Origin of the sequence: Scytonema hofmannii PCC 7110 (assembly GCF_000346485.2) — a bacterium.
GTDB classification, from domain to species: Bacteria; Cyanobacteriota; Cyanobacteriia; order Cyanobacteriales; family Nostocaceae; genus Scytonema; species Scytonema hofmannii.
In genome coordinates this window covers 2,187,643-2,203,666 of sequence record NZ_KQ976354.1, presented here as the reverse complement: position 1 = coordinate 2,203,666, position 16,024 = coordinate 2,187,643, and the positions used below count along the sequence as shown (strand labels likewise).

Annotated in this window: 10 protein-coding genes; 5 read left to right on the top strand and 5 right to left on the bottom strand. The window is 40.7% G+C overall.

Annotated features, from left to right (window positions below):
* The first annotated feature begins 1 nt into the window (after position 1).
* A complete protein-coding gene (locus WA1_RS09505) occupies positions 2-406 on the top strand; it encodes an Rpn family recombination-promoting nuclease/putative transposase (RefSeq protein WP_419183585.1) in 405 nt (134 codons plus the stop codon).
* 72 nt (positions 407-478) lie between these two features.
* Here WA1_RS09505 and WA1_RS09500 read toward each other — a convergent pair whose 3' ends face one another.
* The 5 genes from WA1_RS09500 to WA1_RS09480 all read right to left on the bottom strand — a co-directional run bounded on the left by WA1_RS09500 (position 479) and on the right by WA1_RS09480 (position 8,265).
* Complete coding sequence (locus tag WA1_RS09500; RefSeq protein WP_017743760.1) at positions 479-2,305, bottom strand: RAMP superfamily CRISPR-associated protein; 1,827 nt, start codon at positions 2,303-2,305, stop codon at positions 479-481.
* A 156-nt stretch (positions 2,306-2,461) separates the two neighbouring features.
* Positions 2,462-2,872 carry a hypothetical protein gene (locus WA1_RS09495; RefSeq protein ID WP_017743759.1) on the bottom strand — a complete coding sequence of 137 codons (411 nt, stop codon included), beginning with the start codon at positions 2,870-2,872 and terminating at the stop codon, positions 2,462-2,464.
* Between the two features lie 94 nt (positions 2,873-2,966).
* Positions 2,967-3,782, bottom strand: a complete 816-nt coding sequence (gene cmr4, locus WA1_RS09490) for a type III-B CRISPR module RAMP protein Cmr4 (RefSeq protein ID WP_017743758.1) — start codon at positions 3,780-3,782, stop codon at positions 2,967-2,969.
* Between the two features lie 2 nt (positions 3,783-3,784).
* Positions 3,785-5,026: a type III-B CRISPR module-associated Cmr3 family protein gene (locus tag WA1_RS09485; RefSeq protein WP_017743757.1), complete on the bottom strand. Its 1,242-nt coding sequence runs from the start codon at positions 5,024-5,026 to the stop codon at positions 3,785-3,787.
* A 71-nt stretch (positions 5,027-5,097) separates the two neighbouring features.
* Positions 5,098-8,265 (bottom strand): type III-B CRISPR-associated protein Cas10/Cmr2, encoded by a 3,168-nt coding sequence (locus WA1_RS09480; protein WP_017743756.1) that lies wholly within the window; start codon positions 8,263-8,265, stop codon positions 5,098-5,100.
* 577 nt (positions 8,266-8,842) lie between these two features.
* Here WA1_RS09480 and WA1_RS09475 point away from each other — a divergent pair.
* The 4 genes from WA1_RS09475 (at position 8,843) to WA1_RS09455 (ending at position 16,023) form a co-directional block, all read left to right on the top strand.
* Complete coding sequence (locus WA1_RS09475; protein WP_017743755.1) at positions 8,843-11,362, top strand: metallophosphoesterase family protein; 2,520 nt, start codon at positions 8,843-8,845, stop codon at positions 11,360-11,362.
* A gap of 581 nt (positions 11,363-11,943) precedes the next feature.
* Entirely contained in the window at positions 11,944-12,213 is a 270-nt protein-coding gene (locus WA1_RS09465) for a GlsB/YeaQ/YmgE family stress response membrane protein (RefSeq protein WP_017743753.1), read from the top strand.
* A gap of 144 nt (positions 12,214-12,357) precedes the next feature.
* On the top strand, positions 12,358-14,565 hold the full coding sequence (locus tag WA1_RS09460; RefSeq protein ID WP_017743752.1) for a DEAD/DEAH box helicase: 2,208 nt from the start codon (positions 12,358-12,360) through the stop codon (positions 14,563-14,565).
* A gap of 135 nt (positions 14,566-14,700) precedes the next feature.
* A complete protein-coding gene (locus tag WA1_RS09455) occupies positions 14,701-16,023 on the top strand; it encodes an aromatic ring-hydroxylating dioxygenase subunit alpha (protein ID WP_017743751.1) in 1,323 nt (440 codons plus the stop codon).
* Position 16,024 lies beyond the last annotated feature (1 nt).

Here is a 16,024-nt window from a genome sequence, read left to right as displayed (position 1 = left end):
CTTGTTGCAACTGACCATAGCGTCGGAAGAGCAAATGGTCACACAAGCAAAACAGTTAATTGAAAGGGTCAAGGCTTCTGAGCCAAGCACTCTACCGCAGGATGACATAATAGAGGTAATCACAACTATCGCCGTTTACAAATTCATTAATCTCAGTCGTGTAGAGGTAGAAGCCATGTTGGGAATTGATTTAGAGCAAACTAGAGTTTATCAAGAAGCGAAAGCTGAAGGTCGCCAAGAAGGTCGTCAAGAAGGTCGCCAAGAAGGTCGTCAAGAAGGTCGCGAAGCATTAAAATTGGAATTAGTATCGCCAATGTTAGCGCGTGGGATGACACAACAAGAGGTAGCAGATTTACTAGGGCTAACCCTTGCACAAGTTCGGCAAATTGCTCAAGCAGAATCTTAAGAACGATTTAGATTCAAGTCGTTATTCGCAACCAGATTATTTGACGAAATAATCATTAAGAAGGATTGATACTTAAAAAATTTGTGCTTGTGTTTGTTTTTGCTTTAACTTGTCAAAATAGCGTTGGCGACGGGGATTGTTAACTCCAAAAATAGTCACAACATCAAAACCTTGATTGTCAAAACCTGTCTCCCTGAAAGGACTACCAACACGTGCAATCCAAATAGGCGATCGCTCGTTAATTGAACCGCACAATTGGCGATCGTAACCGTTTTCCCCTCTCGCTTCTTGATGCAATAATGCTAAAGCTGGGGGTTTACCGCCTATCATGTTACCTTGAATGCAGATAATACGACAATTGCTGTCAATCGCTTCAGCCCAATTACCATTATTGTCTGCTGTTCTAGGTTGAGTAGAATCGCAAACTAACCCTGTTAATGTTGAGAGATGTGTATAAAAGTAATTCAACCGACTGCGAAACCGATTCTGAAAATTTTCTAACTGCGGCGGACAAAGCCAATATTTATTCTCTTGATTTAAGCTGATTAACTTAACACTCGAACCACGCCACCAAGGAGCAGAATTTCTATCTTGTCGGGAATAACAAGGTCGTCTTGCTCCTTGACCGACACCACCCATGTGAAATGCTAACCAAGTTAGACTTGCTAAGAGATTGGTAAGAGCATTTTGCTGCTCTGGTAGCAATTTTTTAAACAAGGGTGATTGTCGTACAATCAAAGTCCCTGTTGCAAATCCACACGCCTCGTCTCTCTTGCTAGCGTTATCGCGTACAACTCTACCATCAGGAATTTCTAACTGAAACATTCCCATCCTAGCTTCAGGGTCGATACCTCCAAAAACTCCTAATTCCCAATCCTTAACTACGCTTGCGTCTAATACTCCCAATGCTAACGTCCGGAACCAATAACGTAGTATGGAACGAAATGCAGGAGAACGAACCTCAGATTGTGCGATACCTGGAGGTTTCCATTCAGATTTCTCTCTTTTTTCTTGCCAATTATTAAAATACTGTCTCCCATGAATTAATTGTCCGCGCAGTTGGAATCTTACCGAGAGAATTTCTTTAGCCTTCTTTGGTTGTTCCTGTTGAGTAACAATTTCAAACGTTCCGTAACCGCTATTCACTCTAGAACCGATACCTTGAGCAAGCCCTTTAAACAACCAGCGCTGTACGTGTTCAAGAATAATAGAATCTGCTCCACTGACCAAACGCAATCCAATTATAAACCTGGGTTTGCGAAGTGATAAAAAGACATTCGGATTCGCCCTGTACTGCGGAATGCGATCGCTATCCCAAGTCCAGATAGAATTTGCCATATCAGGTACCAATCCTTCCATCTCGTCTTCATCGTCCGTCTTTGCAAACGGTAACGGGTACGCATCTAAAAAAATCACCTTTCCCATACAAGGCGTAGGTTCAATCTCACCAAAAATATCCCGGACTTGTTCTGGAGTTACGCGAGGTGCTTTAGTGGTCAGTTCACGTTCCGCCATTTCTCGCGCCACCCCTTTTAAGGTTGTACTGGGGATATAAGGTATTCCCAAAGCATCAAAAGCAGGTAGCAACATTGACTCAGGACCGCGCATTCCACCCACGCGAACCCGCCAAGTTGCTTTCACTTCAAAGTGTACTGCAGCCATTCGTCGCGTTCGTTCTGTAAGTTGCAGCAAGCGATCGCTATAATCGCTACGACTTAGTAACTCATCCAAGAGTTCTAGAACTTCACCATTATTGACCAAGCTAACTTGCGAATTCCCATCAGGATTTTCTCGCAAAATTCGCATCCAGCGTAGATATTCAACAAAACTTGCGTCGGTTCCGGGATTGGGATTACCGTGTAAAGGATGATTTAGCCAAGGATTTTTAGAAATTGCCATTGCGAAGAACTCCTAAAGTGTTGTCAAAATTCTTTCTCCTTTCTTTTTCTCTGCGCTCTGGTGCGTCCTCTGCGGTTTTATTCTTTTTATGTAAAAAACCGCAGAGGCGCAGAGGACACGGAGGAATAAGAGTGAGAGAGGTAAGTCCTAACTCATTCAGACATTATTTGTTTTTTGTTTGGCGTACAGAGACTCAGCCCAAAATGAAAACTCACGCGCCACCTGAAGCGCAACTCCTGTTACTCCCAAGTATTCCGAAGCTGACATTTGAGTGAGTCTATCTAAACCTGGTAAACCTTCAAGAGGATTAGAGCGATCACTGGGAAAGACTAATTGGCTTAAGGTTTTAAAAAAACACCTCACAACCTTCTGCTTTTGCGCTTGATTGACTAATGCAGCATCTTCACCTTTTAATCGCAGTAATCCCCAAGTAGCAATATAGGTATACAATTCAACAGCTTGATTTTTCTGTTCGTCGTGATGTTTGGAATCTTGAGTGCTATCTTTAACATCTTTGAGATTTGTATAAACCTTGATAGAAATTTTGCGAGGATCGTAGTTTATCATTTGTTTTCCTATTTGTAGTTACTCTTTCTTCTCCTCTTTCTTTGCGCTCTTTGCGTCTTCGCGGTTCATTTAATTAAGTAATCTTCGTTCGAGATCAGAGTAATTCTGTTGTCCATAATTCCACCAAACCCCGTCCCAGACTCTCTTGTCCGCCAAACTGCCAAATATTTTGGTTATCAAATATTTGCTTTAATTCAGCACAAGCAGTATTACCATTACCGTTAGCAGTCGTCGTATTCCCCCAAGGAAAATACATCAAAGTTTCTGGTGGAATTGCTTCTTCATAGCGAAAACCAGCATTTTCTGCAAGGACTTTACCTTCTCCCAAATTTACCCGTACTTGCTGCCATAGACTTGTTTGAATGAGAACTTTACAATCAGTATCAGAGAGAATTAATGCCTTATTAATTGTCTCTGATACCTCATTCCCCTTAGGAATATAATCCTTCCAATCTGACCATTCATGAAGTTCTGAAGCTTGAAAAATTGCATCTTTTAAATAAAGTTGACTTTTATGACTACCGCTAAAACTCACTGGCTCAGGTAAAGGTAAAGTTGGATTGTATAACCGCAGCCAGCGTCTTAGTAAAAATGGCGATGTAATCCAGACAATCCCATGACTAAGAGAAGGAATTGGAAACCAAAGAATTGCAGCATCTCCAATCCAAAGTGCTCCTTGAGTTAAGTTATTATCTCCGTGCTGCTGTACGTCTTCAATAGTGTTTCCCCATAAAATCTTCTGTTTCTCTTTTGGAGTGCTAGCTCGAATTCTCCCCCTAATTCCACCCCCAGACATATAGGGTAAATCTGTATGTGCTTCGCGAGCGATTCCAACTGTATTCCCTTCTTGACTCGCTCCTCCGGTATGTAATGGCGATAATAGATATATATAAGATATGTTAGTCTTCACAGTCACTTGCTCCAAAGTAAAATTCCGTAATTTAAACTAGCTAGCGTATCCAACCACTTCAACTCAGGTTTAGTCTCTACCTGACTTTTCTCCCGTTCCTGCGATCGCAACTCATAACTCGGCAAAACCCTACCAATATCACCTACCCCATGCTTAAAACAATACACTGTACCAGGTCGTACAAACGCCCGTTGGGGTAACATAGGTGTTTTCGCAAAGACTGATTTACCACCCCAAAGAATTGCGCGATCGCTCACACAACTCCTCAGATATTCACCCCAAGCATGGGGATAAACACCATATATATGTTTTTCCGGTTCGCTTTGAGCAAGTCCTGGAGTCAAAAGGTAAGCTTTGCGACTCTTATCAGATGGTTGCTTAAAGGATTCAATCTTCTCCCAATCGGGTAAACTCTCAAGAGGAAACACCAAAGCATGGTGTCCTTCACCACCCAAACGCACAACAGATGATTCAATTGTGGCATCAATTGCAACAACCAATTGCCAATGAGAATGCAAGCGAACTGCAACTTCAGTAAAATAACCATCTTCATTTTTTACCTGTCGCTGACCTGGTTCCATTTGAATGTGCGGTAAAACTTGGATGCTCCAAGGGTCACAATGAAAATCTTTAGGGTCGGTTAAACTTTCTCCTTGGAGGTAACGAACTAAAGCCGAAGCCTTAATCCAAGAAGTGGGACGACCGCTAACCCATTCATCCTTTCCCCTTTCCTCAAGGCTATTGCTTGCGCTCTCATTCTCCAAAGCTGTCGGAGGAACCATTGGTAAAAGTTGGATATTGGGCTGACCTTCAGATTTATTTTGAGAAAGAGAACCCGAACTACAAGTGATATATTTCCACTCAGGGCTGTTAAGATTTAACGGTTGCAAGCAAACAAGACGCGACCATTCTTTAAGTTCTTCAATTTTGTCATATTCTGGATTTTCCTCTGGGTTTTGACTGCGCTGCTTCACACACAGCAAATCTTTGGGAGTTGGGAGCCAAAGTTCTTTCCCTGATAACGTATCGCGCAGCAAAAATGGTCCGAGAAATTGTAGCTTTAATTTAGACTTTTGCTGATCCGCGATCGCTTCTTTGGACTTAACAACCGAACGTAACGCTTGAAAAACAGTATTTGGCATTGGCGGAAACATCCCCTTCGCCCAAGCTCCTTCTCCTGGAGAGAAAGGTTTTGCTTCACGAAAGAGTAAGACATTGAGTGGCTCAATTGCGTACCATTGCATAATTTGTCATTTGTCACTGTTAAAAACTCAATGTTGGGTTTCGTTCCTCAACTAATGTTGGGTTTCGTTCCTCAACCCAACCTACTGAATGTTGGGTTTCGTTCCTCAACCCAACCTACTGTTAAAAATGCTGTGAATCTCAACAACATGGCAATATCTTGGGGTTGACTTCCTAAAGCGAGCGTCTTGCTTGGGCGAGTGGTTTCCCTCGTACACCAAGCCCACTCTTCCCAAGCATCCAACCACTTCAACAATGGATTTTCAACTGCTTGGGGAATTTCTGCATCTCTGCTGGATAACACCACTTTTGCCACTTTTTGAAATAAGCGATCGCTTGAGGTAATCTCAGCATGACGGGGTAATTCCTCCGCTAAACGATACAAAACTGGACTCAGATCGAGGTTGTCGTATCTTTGACTTGCTTGGATAAAATCCCACCACCCTGTCAGTAAATGACCTTTCATAAATGCTTCCAAAGTATTCCCCGAACTGTAAATGACTCGGAAGCACAAACCATCTTTGTCAGGAATTTTTTTCCCTTCACCGGAGTTTTCTCTATTGGGAACAACTCCACCTACCAACTTTTTCGCTCCTTCTTTTTCCGCATCCCACAGTTTTTCCAACACCGTCGGTAAAGGAACACTTTTGTGAGCAATGACAATTCCCAAACTCATTGTTGCTTCTTCACCCATTGTGAATAACGGACGAAGGGGAATAGCAGATGGAGTTGGCTTTTGATTTAAGTTTTGTGTATCCCATTGCCAATAACCACCTTTATCAATAAACTCTCCTTGTGGGTCTTTTGCACCGCACCAAGCAGCACGAAGAGAAAGCAAAAATCCTGGTAAATCTGCGAGAGGTAGTGCAGCCATAACATCATCACCACCACTATAAATCACCCGTCCGCAAAAACGCTGCTCGGTAATATAAGGGACTAAACGGTTAGAGAAATCTAGTAAAGCTCGATTGAGTCCAATGTGAGTTGCGGGTCCCATGCGTTTGCGAGTTGTTTCAAGTAATTCCCTTAAATCTTCATCGTTGATGTTGCTTCTATCCAATAAATCGTCAACAAGATAGTTTTGGTAAAACTTCAACTTGCGTCCGTTAACATACCCCCCCATCCCATCACCATCACCAAGTACCAACACCCACCAATCCGCAGGACTAGCATCACCAAAGTGTTTTTTTTGTACTTTATCAAGAACAGTCCGCAGTGTGTTGGTTTCACTTGGATTTAAATTCATGTCATCAGCCAGCCATTTGCTAGAAAACATGACACCGTTATAACCGTTCCCGTAATTTGTCCTCCCTTGTAAAGCAGCATCAGCACGTTTAACTTGGAAAGGACGACGAGTGCGAGAACAAAATATATCGTGTTTTGACTTGAGTTCTTTGTCAATTTCGTGTCGCAAATCATTCCAATATTCTGCAACTTTTTCGGGATAATCGGTAGCAAAACGTGCAGCAGCTATAGAACAAAGATTGGGGAAACGAATCAAATTTTCATAGTCATCATCGCTATCATTTAAAACAACTCCCAACGATTCAGCAACACCACCATGTTTCCAAGCCATCCGCTTAGTTAATTCAATAGCATTCAATTTTTCCGAACCATTAAATAATCCAGGATAAGCAAGTCCCATCACGCGCCAAAATAAACGTAATGATTCTGAAGGAATTCCCAATCCATTTTGAAATTGTTGGTAAACAAACCGAGGATGCACTGCACTATACTGACCGGAGAGAGTTGAACGTTCCCCAGGTGCAACGGGAATTTGCCAAGCACGAGTATTTTTAATAACTCGAATTGTATTACCAAGACGTGCTTGTAAGCTTCCCCACAAAGAACCAACATTAATTTTATGATAAGCTTTGAGTTCGGCTTGGCTGGGGATGTCGATCATTGGTCTAGCAATCTGATTTTGCAATTTTACCCATTCTGCTATCAACTCTTGGCGTTGATTTTCTTCCAAATTTGTTGTGTCAATTTCTAAGGATTGTTGGGGATGTCCTAAGGGAACGCCAACAAAGTATGTTTCCCAGGTATTTTCAATTTGAGCATCCCATAATTTATTCCATTCCCAACATCCTTGTTGACAAAATTGCTTGAGTTCTTTTTTTAAATTTTCTAACTCAATATTTGGAAATTCACCAAAAATTTGATGAGATACTTGTTCAAATTCCTTTTCATTTTTTAGTAGATTTCTGACTTTTTCTTTAATACAGCCTCGCACTTTATGACTCATCTCCAACCAGCGTGCTTTGAGATTTTTGTCAAGTTTCTTGCCCAAGTCAGTTGCACTTCTTTGATTGGGAACTAAAACAGTAATAACATTGGGTAAACCTGCTGTACTTAAACTTTGAGCTTGGAGATTATTATCATGAAAATGCTTTGCAGGATTGTGATATCCTGGAAAGTTAGGAATTTTTAAGGCATCATTTTTAAATAGGAACGCATCAATTATTTCCTGATTCCATAAAGAAGGAGTAATCACTGCATCCGGTCCGTAAACTTTTGCTGCTTCAAAACAAAGTAATGCACTGAAATAATGTAGTAAAAATGAACCACCCCAAAAGTCAAGAAACTTCCGCGATGATTTGATAAATTCTTGGACTGGAGAAAAAGTAAATAATAGTAAATAGGGAAGTTTGTCCAACTCATCTCCGAGTTTTTCCTTCACAGGAAGAGAGACAGTTGAATTTCCTTCTTGCTGTTCCACCACAGGAACAGAGGTTAAGTTTGACTCGTGAAAAATTGCTCCAGTTAGCGCAGAAACCGTACTTTGGTAACTGTGCAACGGACAGTCTGGTAAAATGCGGTGTGTGGGAATCAGCAGAGCATTTTCTGAATCTTGACGTGCGAGTTGTTCGGGAAAGTACCGCCAAAACCACCAAAATACTTTGATGACATCCTCTTCGTCTGCGATTGTACTAATATCTATGGGAGTATTAAATGCTGAAACATTGATATTTTGTTCCTGTCCGCTAATGGGATGGCGAACTGCAATGTTATTCCTCTGTCCATAGGGCGCAGTTGAATTCAGGTTAATTCTATCAGAAGAACTACTAATACTTGTCGTTGTCTTACCGCCAAGATTCTCCCACCAGTTCTGCAATTCCTGTAAATACGGGGTTAAACACTTTAATCCCTTATAGATATATGATGTATCTGTACCAAGCCAATCGATAGTTTCAAGCGATCGCACTAACGCATACAGCTTGCGGTGATAAACATTCATGGTAATTACTAGTGACTTAATTGCAATTTATACCATTGACTTGCAATTCGTTCTCGTTTTTATGTGAATGACAAAAAAGTATATATTTATACATTAAAGTCAACTTTTGGTTACTAAGTTTTCAGTAGCTCTATCAAAGCATAATGGGAGAGCGAGAACCCCGGTAAATAAGTGCGAAACCGGGAGCATCCCAATTTGGCACAAGCCTGCAAGAATAGAATTCTCTTGCTATACAAACAAAGTCCACCTACGTGGACTTAATATAGAAGTCCGCGCAGGCGGACTTGGTCTGTATAGGCGTGATTTCAATCACAAGCGTGTTTTTTCCAAATTGGGATGCTCCCGCGAAATCGGGGTTCTGATACTTCAATTATCGTCAGGACTTACGCAAAAATTGCTAGAAACCTTGATTTATCGAACCGCCAAGACGCCAGAGCGCCAAGAATTCGATTTAATAAGTAAAATTTATGAAAATCTGTTGATTAATTAGATAAGCTAAAAAAAAAAGTAGAAATCAAAGCAGTTATGTTCAAAAATGCAAAAATTGCTATAACCAGTGACCAGTGACCAGTGACCAATGACATGGATACCTTTGAAGGAACGGATCGATAACCTACCCCTTGTTCTTGCGGGACCAATCCTCAGAAGAACCGATATACATTCTGTGACTGTATGGGTGGCTTTGAAAGAGAGCCGCACTGTAACTTTAAAAATCTTTGATATTCGTCATAAATTACTATTAACAGGAAGCCAAAAGACTATTCGTCTTGGGACATATTTACATATAGTTGCTGTCACTGCCAAGTCTTCATCATCAGATTTACTTTCCTATGGGGAAAATTATCTATACAATTTGGACTTTGGTAATGAGGAAACACTGAATCAAGCAGGTGTCTTAAGTTTGGATGGTTCTATCAAAGACATTGCGTATCCTCGATATGACTTGCCAACTTTTGCACTCGTACCCAATGATATAAACGATGTGCGAATTATTCACGGTTCATGTCGCAAACCTCATGGAGAAAGTTTAGATGCATTAGCAGCACTAGACAAAATCATTAGAGAAGCATTAGAAGAAAATCCTAAAAAACGACCTCATCAACTTTTCTTGACAGGTGACCAAATTTATGTAGATGATGTCGCAGATACTTTACTTTTCACGATCCTGGATGCATCTCAAACTCTTTTAGGTTGGACAGAACCACTTCCAGATGTTAATCATCCTGAAGAGTTAAATCCAGGTCAACGCAATGATTTAGCAACGCATACGGCTGGGCTAACAGCTAGTCTTGGCAAAATGAATAAAATTTCTAACATTGCAAAAAGTCACCTCTTCACATTAGGAGAATTTTTAGCAATGTATTTATTTGCCTGGAGTGATGTATTGTGGACAAAAGAAGAAAATTTGCCGGAATTTGAAGATGTTTATCCCAATATAGCGAAAAGTGGTAAGAGAAAAACTATATTTGAAGAAGAACTGCGCTACTTACAAGAATTTCGTTCAACGCTAAAAGATATTAGACGTGCTTTAGCGAATGTTCCAACCTACATGATATTTGACGACCATGAAATGACCGATGACTGGTTTCTGAATATGGCGTGGTGCGATCGCGTTCTCAAACAGCCATTAGGCAAACGCGTGTTGCAAAACGGATTGCTTGCTTATGCTTTATGTCAAGGCTGGGGAAATACACCAGACCAGTTTGAAAATAACCAACCGGGCGAAACATTGCTGAAAGCAACTGAGTCATGGTCAGATTCTTGTGGAACAAATCCACATAGCGAACAGGAAATAGCACGAGCTATTGGTTTTCCTACCCTTGCAGAAATTAAAAAAACTCAGCCCAGACAATTACCACACAAAGAACATTCTCTCAAGTGGAACTACACGGTAACAAGTCCAAATTTTGAAGTTATAGTATTAGATACGCGTACTTGGCGAGGATTTCCTGGTGACAAAGACTTTGATTTTCCTGCGCTTTTAAGTGCAGAAGGTTGCGATGAACAAATATCAAAAATATCTCGCCCAAAAGATGCAAAAATAACAATAGTCGTATCCCCAAGCCCAGTTATTGGCTTACCTTTTTTAGAAACCGTACAAAAGATAGCCAAAAACATGGCAGAAAAACTAGGGACTTCTGCATGGGGTTTTGACCCAGAAGCTTGGGGGTTAGAAGAAACAGCAGTTGAACGGCTACTGACAAGACTCGCATTGAGAGCGCTACCAGAACAGAAAAATCGTGTCATTATCCTATCAGGTGACGTTCATTACAGTTTTGCTGTCCGGTTGCAATATGCTGCAACCCGTCCCTTCCAAAATTCTCACCATCATAATAATAATGTAGAGACGCACCATAACACATCTCCCCACAAACCATCTCTACAAACAATCATTGCCCAATTTACCAGCAGTTCCTTAAAGAACGAAGCCAAAGGATTTGGCGGTAGCCATTCATTACATACTCAAGGCTTTGTCCCTTTTGCCATAACAAAAGCTCTTCCAACAGTAGAGGTTTTGGGATGGGAAAATCCCGAACAAAAGAGTCTCAAAGTAGGTGATGTCTATACTTTCATTGACCAAAGTGTTGAACAAACCGTTCAGTGTTTACCCTTAATACTTCAAGGTAGCCCTGCTAAATTGAATTTAGTGAACCAGCGGAGTTTCTTGCGATCGCTACAAATTAACAAAAAACCTGAATGGTGGTATCGAATTGACTTTTTGTCTGCCGAATTAGAAGACATCAACGAACCACAAGACTCACATTCTACTATACCATATTCTGTCAAAGCTCCTCTACCAGGTCAAAATCGCAAGCTACCTTTGGAACAATACTTAGCAATGGCAAAAAACTACCGGGATTACACTTCTCATAGAACAAAAGGCAAAGAAATTGTGGGATTAAATAATATCGGTGAAATTACTTTTGAATTTGTTGAGGGTAAAGAAAGAGCAGTGCAAACTTTGTGGTGGCGCTTGGAGAGTTGGGAAAAAGATAAGTTGTTAGAACCGTTTCCATTGACTCGGTGTGAAGTATCGCTAAATTTTGCCGACCCAGATTACCCAATGGACGAAGTCTTAAAAGAAGTAGAATTTTAAAAGCCCTCCATCTATAGCAATTTTCACTCTTATTGAAGTACAGATACATCCGCGTTCGTCCGCGTTCATCTGCGGTTCCATAACTTTTTTATGTATTCCACCCAATTGAAAACCGCCTTTCTCCCTTGCTCGTAACCTTTACAGGTTTGCCAAAATATGCACTTTCCGACCAGATTTCTCAAGATTTTTTGTCTGCGCCACGATAAAAGCAGTCTGTCGAACGCACTCAAGGTGATTCGTGCGATAAGCTGGGTACAGCTTGCGCTTCGCGATCGCTTTCCCAAATTGAACCGCTACATAAGATGAATCCTCATTCTTGAGTTTTATTCCTTTGGTATAACAGCTTGGTTCTGAAAAATCCCTATACTGCAATTACCAAGCAATGAATTTGTTTCCTCCTAGTTTGAGACCCATCTAGGAGGTTTTTAATTTTCTTAATGGCGATCTATGTCTTAAGAAATAAACCCAGTTGAGTCATCCTTAAGACTTGTGAATAATTAATTCTGATGACAGATTGGATATTCATATTTGAATTGTTATTCTGTAATTGTCAAAGAAAAAAGTTTACCTCAAAAAAAACAATGAACATTATTGCTTGGATTGTTTTAGGTCTAATTGCTGGTGCGATCGCTAAGGCTATCTACCCCGGTCATCAGGGTGGTGGAATCTTTGGAACAATTTTGTTAGGAATTATCGGTGCTTTTGTAGGTGGTAGTTTGGGCGTCTTCTTTAGCACGGGACAATTCTCGCTAGCAGCTTCTGCTCTTAGTATCCCCGGTATCGCGTTAGCAGTCGTTGGTGCGCTTGTCGCTATTTTCGTTTGGAATTTAGTCACCCGTAGTGCAGTATAAGAACTTAAGACGCACTTAATTTATAGTAAACCTCAGGGAGCCAATTTCTATATTTTATCCCTGAATTTAATAATAAACATGGCGCTACTCTATAATTAGGGTAGCGCTACTATTATTTCTACTTAGACATACTGTATAGATTGCATGAGTGATGCTATTTTTTCCAAACTTGCACCCTTTATTCAGGAATATATTTACGATCGCAACTGGACTGAATTAAGACCAGTGCAAATCGAAGCCTGTAAAGTTATTTTTAACACGGATGCTCATTTACTAGTGACGGCTGGAACTGCTTCGGGAAAAACGGAAGCAGCTTTTCTCCCTGTTTTGACTGAATTATATGAAAACCCTACTACTACAATTGCAGCGTTGTATATTGGTCCTATTAAAGCTCTGATTAATGACCAATTTGAACGTTTGAATGGCTTGTTAAAAGAAGCTGAAATTTCTGTGTGTTCTTGGCATGGTGATGTTTCTCAAAGTCATAAAAATAAGCTTTTAAAAAACCCTAGAGGAATTTTGCAAATTACGCCGGAATCTTTGGAAAGTTTGTTGATTAATAAGCACAATGAATTGTTGCGTTTGTTTGGAGATTTGCGGTTTGTTATTATTGATGAAATTCACGTTTTTATGGGTTCGGAACGTGGTGGTCAAATTCTTTGTCAGTTGGCGAGGTTGGAGAGGGTTATTAAAAAGGAACCGCGAAGAATTGGTTTGTCGGCGACGCTGGGGGATTATTGTATGGCTGAGGAGTGGTTATGTTCTGGGACTGGAAGGGCGGTTATAACTCCAAAGGTTGAGGTGGGTAAGCGTCAAATTAAGTTGGCTGTGGAGCATTTTTTTGTTGGTGATATGAACCGCAGAGGCGCAGAGGGCGCGGAGGGAGGAGGGGAGGAGATAAGTGAATGTGAGAGGTATATTTTTAGTTTGAGTAAAGGGCGAAAGTGTCTGATTTTTGCTAATAATAAGTCTCAGACTGAATCGGTTATTGGTGCGTTACGTAAAATTGCTTGTGAGGTGGGGGAGGGGGATATTTATTACGTGCATCATGGTAGTATTTCTGCTGGATTGCGTCAAGCTGCTGAAGCTGCTATGCGCGAACCAAATAGTCCGGCTGTGACGGCTGCGACGTTAACTTTAGAATTAGGTATAGATATTGGTTATTTGGAACGCGTGATTCAGTTGGAGTCTCCTCTTTCTGTTGCTAGTTTTTTACAAAGGTTGGGGCGTAGTGGGAGAAGAGGAACACCTGCTGATATGCGTTTTGTGTGTGCTGAGGAGGAGATATCTTCAGAAACGTCTTTACCGGAACAAATCCCTTGGCAACTTTTGCAGTGTATTGCTATTATTCAACTTTATTTAGAGGAGCGTTGGATTGAGCCAATTAGGACGTCTAAATATCCTTGGAGTTTGTTGTATCAACAAATGATGAGTATTTTATTGTCTCAAGGGGAGATTTCACCTGCTAGCTTGGCAAAGCTAGTTTTAAGTTTGCCAACTTTCGCTGCTGTCTCTAGAGAGGAGTTTAAACTTTTATTGGATTATTTGATTGATATTAATCATATTCAGGTCATTGAACAAGGTAGGGTTATTATTGGTTTGGCTGGAGAGAAAGTTGTAGGAAAATTTCAATTCTACGCTGTATTTTCTGATAATCAAGAGTATGTTGTCAAGCAAGGTAATACGGAAATTGGTAGTATAGTAGCACCACTTCCTGTGGGAAATACCTTTGCTTTGGCGGGTAGAACTTGGGAAGTTACAGAAGTTGATTTCAAAAAAAGGATTGTTTTGGTCAAGCCGGGAGACGGTCAAGGAAGTATTTACTGGCGTGGTGGTAGTGGTAATATTCATACAAAAGTTTTGCAACGTATGCGTCGGGTGTTGTGTGAAGAAACAGAATATAGCTATTTACAAAAAAATGCCTTACAACGGTTGCAGTCTGTTCGCAAATTGGCAAAAGCTTCTGGATTGGATAAAAATTATATTTTGCCATTGGAAAACGGTAAGTGTTGTATTTTTCCTTGGATGGGTACAGTTGCTTATCGTACTTTGGAACGATTGCTAAACTGTTTTTGTCGAGAATCTCTAGAAATTAAAAATATGAGTGGCAATAATCCTTATTTTTTAATCATTAAATTAGCCCCAGAAAAATTTAAATATTTAGAATCAGAAATTATTTCTCTATGCGAGCAAAGAATTCCTAATGAAGCTTTAGTCAGTACTTCTGAAGCGCCACAGATGCAAAAGTATGATGAATTTATTCCTTATTCACTTCTACGGAAAGCATTTGCTAACGATTACTTAGATATGATAGAGCTTAGAGGATGTTTTAACAGTCCTGGCCTCATATAATGAGCTACTATACAAACAAAGTCCGCCGACGCGGACTAGAAAAGAATCAAGGTTTTGAAACTCACGTAGGTGGGTTTTGTTTGTATAGCCGTGACTTCTAGTCGCAAAAGCACAAAACCGAACACAATGGTACATATGCATACGGAATTCAATTTTTTGGAAAATTGGTATCCCATATCACCTATAGAAGACCTGGACTCAACGCGACCAACACCAGTCACGCTTCTGGGACTCCGTTTGGTCATTTGGAAACCAAAGTCATCGGAAAATTTCCAAGTCTTTTTAGATCGATGTCCCCACCGTCTTGCTCCGTTGAGTGAAGGACGAATTGATGAGAAGACTGGCAATTTAATGTGCAGTTATCACGGTTGGCAATTTGATTCTCAAGGGATTTGCACTCACATTCCCCAAGCAGAAAAGCCAGAATTGGTGACTGAGAACAAACAACTGTGTGCGATCGCATTTCCTTGCTGTCAGGAAAATGGTTTACTCTGGGTTTGGCCTGATGTGAATTCTGCCGATCGAGCAGCTAATACACCGTTACCTCTGTCGCCTCAGGTTGATGCAAGTCAAGGTTTTGTGTGGTCTTCTTTTGTACGGGATTTGGATTATGACTGGCAAACCCTTGTAGAAAATGTAGCAGACCCCAGTCATGTTCCTTTTGCCCATCATGGAGTACAGGGCGATCGCGAAAAAGCAACTCCTATGAACATGAAAGTTGTACAATCAACACCAAATCTTATTCAAGTTACCAATCAAGGAGGGTACAAAACAACAATTACTTTTGAGCCACCTTGTCGCTTAGAATACGCGATCGCTTTTGGAAATCAAGGAAAACGGTTAGGGCTTGTAACCTATTGTATACCAGTCTCTCCTGGTAAATCAAGAATTGTAGCTCAGTTTCCCCGTAACTTTGCTAAAACGCTTTATCGTCTTATACCCCGTTGGTGGGATCACATTCAAAATCGCAATCAAGTCCTTGATGGAGATATGATTCTTTTACACCAGCAAGAGCATTTTCTCCAACAGGAAAAAGCTAACTGGAAAACTGCTTACAAACTACCCACAGGTGCAGACCGCTTGATTATTGAGTTTCGGAGATGGTTTGATAAATATTGTCACGGACAGTTACCGTGGAGCGAAGTTGGAATTAGTGTTCCAGAAAGTTTGACAACAAACTATAGTCGTCGAGAATTACTTAATCGTTACAAGCAACATACTCAACATTGTAGTAGCTGTCGAGGTGCGCTGAAAAATATACAGCGCCTGCAATGGATATTTTTGGGATGCTTTGTCATTATTGTTTCAGCAGTTGCAACCTTTCCCGATGCACTTCGAGTTAGGCTCGGTGTACCCTTGATTGTTTTAGCACTTTTAAGCTTATCAGCTTACGCTTGGCTCAAATTCTTCTTAAGCCCTAAATTTTACTTTGTGGATTATGTACATGCTGAGAAATAAA